This is a genomic window from uncultured Candidatus Puniceispirillum sp. (assembly GCF_963979125.1).
GTDB lineage: Bacteria > Pseudomonadota > Alphaproteobacteria > Puniceispirillales > Puniceispirillaceae > Puniceispirillum.
The window spans coordinates 1-4,952 of sequence record NZ_CAXBVX010000124.1; the positions used below are offsets into that span (position 1 = coordinate 1).

Here is a 4,952-nt window from a genome sequence, read left to right on the forward strand (position 1 = left end):
CCTTGACCGGATTGCAACGCATATTCTGGCCTTTGAAGGTGATAGCCATGTTGAGTGGTTTGAGGGCAATTACGAAGCTTATGAAGCCGATAAAAAACGCCGTCTAGGTGCCGATGCAGAGCGTCCGACACGTATCAAATATAAACCAATTAGCCGCTAGTCTAGGCGGCATATCGGGTCATTATTCGTTGATTTTAGAGCGCATGGTATCAATCAGGGCTGAAAAATTGCCCTGATTCTTGCGAATGATTGCAATATTTTCGTTTTTCTGCGTTACCAGCATCGAGATATTTTCAATCTCAACATCCATAACCCTTGCAGCTCCATCTTCAGGCGTTGTCACACGCCAACTAATGGCAACGGGTTCTTTGGTCTTGGCTTTATCCGTAAATATGCCACCAACAAGCACCAGCTTTTTGCCTTTTGCTGTGCTTTTTGCAGCTGTGTATTCTAGCCCAGACAGCTGGTCAAAGTTACGCACAACTGTGCCAATCATGACCTGTCGCATGATATCGGTATATGTCTGGCGTTCGGTTGGTGTGGCTTTGCGCCAATAAGCACCAGCAGAAAACCGGGCGATTAGCGGCAGGTCAAAATAGGCATCTAAAAGATAGGTTACATTTTTTTTGCGCTTTTCAATATCATCTGAATCATTATCAAGAAACCCTTGCAAATCCAGCATCATATTGTCGATATGGGCTTCGGCTTTTCCAACTTGATTGTCGGCAAAGGCTGATGCAGACATAGCAAAAAACACCGCAAAGATAACAAAAATTCTGCTAAAGAAACGTCTTGTCATTACCCATCATCTCCAAAGAAATCTTCAAATTCGTCATCGACTGATGATGCGCCATCGCCGCGTAGTTGATCGCCAAGCAACCCGTTACGTTGCTGGTAATAGACCGAGCGTGTTCGCGCATATGGATCAAGCGCATTATATTTCACGTCATTGATTTCTTCGAAATTGGCTGCGCGGAAGGATACAGCCGTTGTTGGTATGCGTGCTGTCTGCCATGTCTGTAAAGGGGCTCCAGCGTCCAGAATTGAATAGGGGTTCAACACCATATCGACAACGCGTCCGGTCAGGCTGCGTGTAGTATGCGGCCCCAGAAAAGGCACCATCAGATACGAACCTTCTTCAATATCGGCGGCGGCAAGTGTCTGTCCAAAATCTTCTTTATGAATGGGTGTTGCATCGTCTCCCATCAGATCAACAAATCCCAGCGTCAACCCGTTAATGGCGAAACTCAGAACGGCAAGTCCAGCATTTTCATATTTACCTTGCAAGGTGGAATTGATTGCCGTGGATGGTAATCCAGCCCATGCCAAATGATGTGCAATAGCCGTTTGCCCGCCTTCGGGTACTGCTTTGCGATACCCACTGGCGACAGGTTCGATAACATGGGTATCAACGCCCATGTTGAAATCAAAAATGGCGCGGTTATCATTTTCATAGGTATCACGAACATCGCTACGCTGTTCTACAGGAACACTGGAACAGGCGGCAAATATCACAAGGCTACTGACGATAAGTAACTGTGAACGCATCATGTGAATATATCGGTTTGTACTCATGTTTAAATTCATAACAACTTTTAACCACTTTGGATAATAATGAGGCTAAGATACCGCAAACAATATTCGTGTCAAAGCGCGTTTACGACCCTGAACAAGATTTGCGAAGTAATCACAATGCTGGTTTTATGTTTTGGCGTCAAATATGTCGAATTAATGAGAAAAGCGACTTTGTAATATTGACCGGATAGCACCCATTTGCGAGTTTGGGCTTATGATGAATGATCTAAATCAAAATCCAGTAAGCCCCTGGTTAATCGGTCTCAATACATCCCAGTCTGACGCAGTTACATCCCTTCAAGGACCGCTTCTGGTCTTGTCTGGTGCTGGTACAGGCAAAACCCGGGTGCTGACATCGCGGCTTGCCGAACTTGTCGCTAGTGGTACAGCAAAGCCGTGGAATATTCTGGCGGTGACCTTTACTAATAAGGCCGCGCGCGAGATGAAAAGCCGAATCGGCGATATGGTTGGGCCAATGGTTGAACAGGTGTGGCTAGGCACATTTCACTCGCTGGCGGCAAAGATGCTACGTCGGCATGCAGATATGGTTGGTCTGAAATCAGATTTTACCATTCTTGATAGTGATGACCAGGTGCGCCTGATCAAACAGCTTATGGCAGCAGAAAACATAGACCCAAAACGCTGGCCTGCACGTATGGTCGCGGGGGTTATTTCACGCTGGAAAGACCGTGGTCTGGTGCCTGAAAAGATTACCCTTGCCGAGGCAGGTGATGTTGCAAATGGCCGCATGCAACAACTCTATAAGGATTATCAGGCGCGGTTACTGACACTGAATGCAGTTGATTTTGGTGATCTTCTGCTTCACATGCTGACCATTTTTCAGAACCATGCCGATGTGCTGGCTGATTATCATGGGCGCATCACACATATTATGGTTGATGAGTATCAAGATACTAACGTCGCGCAATATCTGTGGCTCAGACTGCTAACAGGACAACGCAATAACCTGTGTTGTGTGGGTGATGACGACCAATCAATTTATGGCTGGCGGGGTGCTGAAGTTGGCAATATTTTGCGCTTTGAAAGTGATTTTCCTGGGGCAAAAACCGTTCGGCTTGAAGAAAATTACCGATCTACTGGGCACATTCTGGCGGCGGCATCGACGGTAATTGCCCGTAATGAAACGCGCCTTGGAAAGACCCTTTTCACATCGGCGGATGATGGGGAAAAAGTGCGCGTCAATGGCTATTGGGATGGCGCCGATGAAGCCCGAACGATCTCCAGCCATATTGAATCGATACAACAGGCTGGGCATCATCTGTCACAGATTGCCGTTTTGGTACGTGCGGGTTTCCAAACGCGCGAATTTGAAGAACGGTTTATTGCCATTGGCCTGCCATATCGTGTTGTGGGAGCGCGTTTTTACGAACGGGCGGAAATTCGAGACGCGATTGCCTATTTACGGCTGATTGCGCAACCAGCCGATGATCTTGCTTTTGAGCGGATTATCAATGTTCCCAAGCGCGGTTTGGGAACAGCAAGCATTCAGGCGATTCATATTCAGGCGCGCGCCTCGCAAAAGCCGCTTCTGGCGGCGGCGATGGATCTGATCGAGACAGAAGAACTTCGCCCAGCGGCGCGCACAACCTTGGGTAATTTTGTTCAGGACATTGGACGCTGGCGCAAGCAGATTGGCACTCTGCATCAAGGTGATCTTGCACGAATGGTGCTTGACGAGTCAGGCTATACAACGATGTGGCAGATGGATAAATCGCCCGATGCTGAAGGCCGGCTTGAAAATTTGACCGAACTGGTCAGCGCGATGCAGGACTTTGACTCTCTTCAGGGGTTTCTGGAACATATCTCGCTGGTAATGGATGGTGATACAATATCCGAGCAAGGCGAAGTTACCTTAATGACATTACATGCGGCAAAGGGACTGGAATTTGATACGGTCTTTTTGCCAGGTTGGGAGGAAGGCATTTTCCCTAGCCAGCGCACTATGGATGAAAATGGCGCCATAGGTCTGGAAGAAGAACGCCGTCTTGCTTATGTCGGCATCACCCGGGCGCGAAAAAACGTCCATATTTCATTTGCCAGCAGCCGCCGGGTACATGGCCAGTGGCAGTCGGCCATTCCTTCACGCTTTGTGCAAGAATTACCTGCCGAAAATATTATCGAAGATATGGCACAGGGCATGGGCATTGGCCGTACGTCGCCAGCATATATCGCCGGTGCATCAGATATCGTTGGTCAACAGGGCTATGGACCTGGATGGCGGCGCATGGCTGACCGTCAGCAACAAGGCGCGGAAAACCGGTTTGTTGCCGAAACTAGTGGCGCGGGTTTTACCCGTGGTGATCGGGTTTTTCATCAAAAATTTGGCATGGGTAACGTTTTAAATGTTGAAGGTGACAAGCTGGAAATATCATTTGATAAAGCAGGACATAAAAAGGTTGTGTCCGGATTTGTGAGCAAACCATGACTGCCATATATGCTGTCCGCCTTGACTTGCCCGATGTTACCGATGCAAAGGTCGTCGCTGGGTTTGAGGCGGTGTTTAGCGAGCTTTTGGAAAGCGAGGCAACGTCGCATATCCGGTCGTCGCAAGAGCGTTGGCATATTGAGGCATTATTTCTGTTCTCGCCTGATGAGGCTGTTATCACGCAATTACTGGCGCCAGTTTTTGCGCAACATCAGCTGGTGCCATGTGCTGTTCAGGTCGAACAATTACCCCAGCGCGATTGGCTTGCCGAAAATCGGGCATCATTTCCAGCGCTTCACATTGGCCGTTTCTGGATATATGGCAGTCATATAGGTGATGCCCCGCCGCCTGCCAGCTTGCCGCTTCTGGTTGATGCGGCACAGGCCTTTGGATCAGGCACGCATCCAACCACTGAGGGATGCCTGCGGGCCATGGATATGATTAATCGTCGCTATAGGGGGCGTGCCCCGCGCTTTACATTGGACATGGGCTGTGGATCGGCAATTCTTGGCATGGCCGCGGCAAAATTATGGCCATCCTGTCAGGTTATGGGCGCCGATAATGACCCTGTGGCTATCAAAGTGGCAGAAGGCAACCGGATACGTAATCAAATTGCCCCGACACAGATGCGGCTTGGTGTTTCGGCGGGTTTTTCTGGACGCTTGGTGCGTCAACATGGTCCTTATGATGTTATTCTTGCCAATATTCTAGCTGGCCCCCTGCGTAAGATGGCACCATCATTGATGCCGCATCTTGCTGATAATGGGTGGCTTGTTCTATCAGGTATTTTAAATCATCAGGCGGCAATGGTGGCACAGGCCTATGGTATGGTAGGTGCGCGCCTATGGGCAAAAATTCGTATTGGCGAGTGGACAAGTCTGGTCATGCGTCCACGACAAGCCGGACAGATGCCTGCGTTATGGAGGTCTAA

The 4,952-nt window shown here is 49.0% G+C and carries 4 protein-coding genes; 2 read left to right on the forward strand and 2 right to left on the reverse strand.

Annotated elements, in window-relative coordinates; all coding sequences use genetic code 11:
* Positions 1-181: 181 nt before the first annotated feature.
* Positions 182-799: an ABC transporter substrate-binding protein gene (locus tag ABNT28_RS09920; protein ID WP_332923596.1), complete on the reverse strand. Its 618-nt coding sequence runs from the start codon at positions 797-799 to the stop codon at positions 182-184.
* Positions 799-1,551 (reverse strand): VacJ family lipoprotein, encoded by a 753-nt coding sequence (locus ABNT28_RS09925; protein ID WP_348721502.1) that lies wholly within the window; start codon positions 1,549-1,551, stop codon positions 799-801. Before ABNT28_RS09925 ends, ABNT28_RS09920 begins: the two co-directional genes overlap by 1 nt.
* A 238-nt stretch (positions 1,552-1,789) precedes the next feature.
* Between ABNT28_RS09925 and ABNT28_RS09930 the strand changes: the two genes are divergently transcribed.
* Both ABNT28_RS09930 and ABNT28_RS09935 read left to right on the forward strand, forming a co-directional pair.
* Positions 1,790-4,021 (forward strand): UvrD-helicase domain-containing protein, encoded by a 2,232-nt coding sequence (locus ABNT28_RS09930; protein WP_348721503.1) that lies wholly within the window; start codon positions 1,790-1,792, stop codon positions 4,019-4,021.
* Positions 4,018-4,952: 50S ribosomal protein L11 methyltransferase (locus ABNT28_RS09935; protein ID WP_348721504.1), on the forward strand; the 935-nt coding region annotated here is incomplete at its 3' end. The genes ABNT28_RS09930 and ABNT28_RS09935, both read left to right, overlap by 4 nt.

What these genes read in the sequence shown, in the direction of transcription:
- ABNT28_RS09920 (WP_332923596.1), bottom strand. Translation starts at nt 799, where the DNA reads ATGACAAGACGTTTCTTTAGCAGAATTTTTGTTATCTTTGCGGTGTTT.
- ABNT28_RS09925 (WP_348721502.1), bottom strand. Translation starts at nt 1,551, where the DNA reads ATGATGCGTTCACAGTTACTTATCGTCAGTAGCCTTGTGATATTTGCC.
- ABNT28_RS09930 (WP_348721503.1), top strand. Translation starts at nt 1,790, where the DNA reads ATGATGAATGATCTAAATCAAAATCCAGTAAGCCCCTGGTTAATCGGT.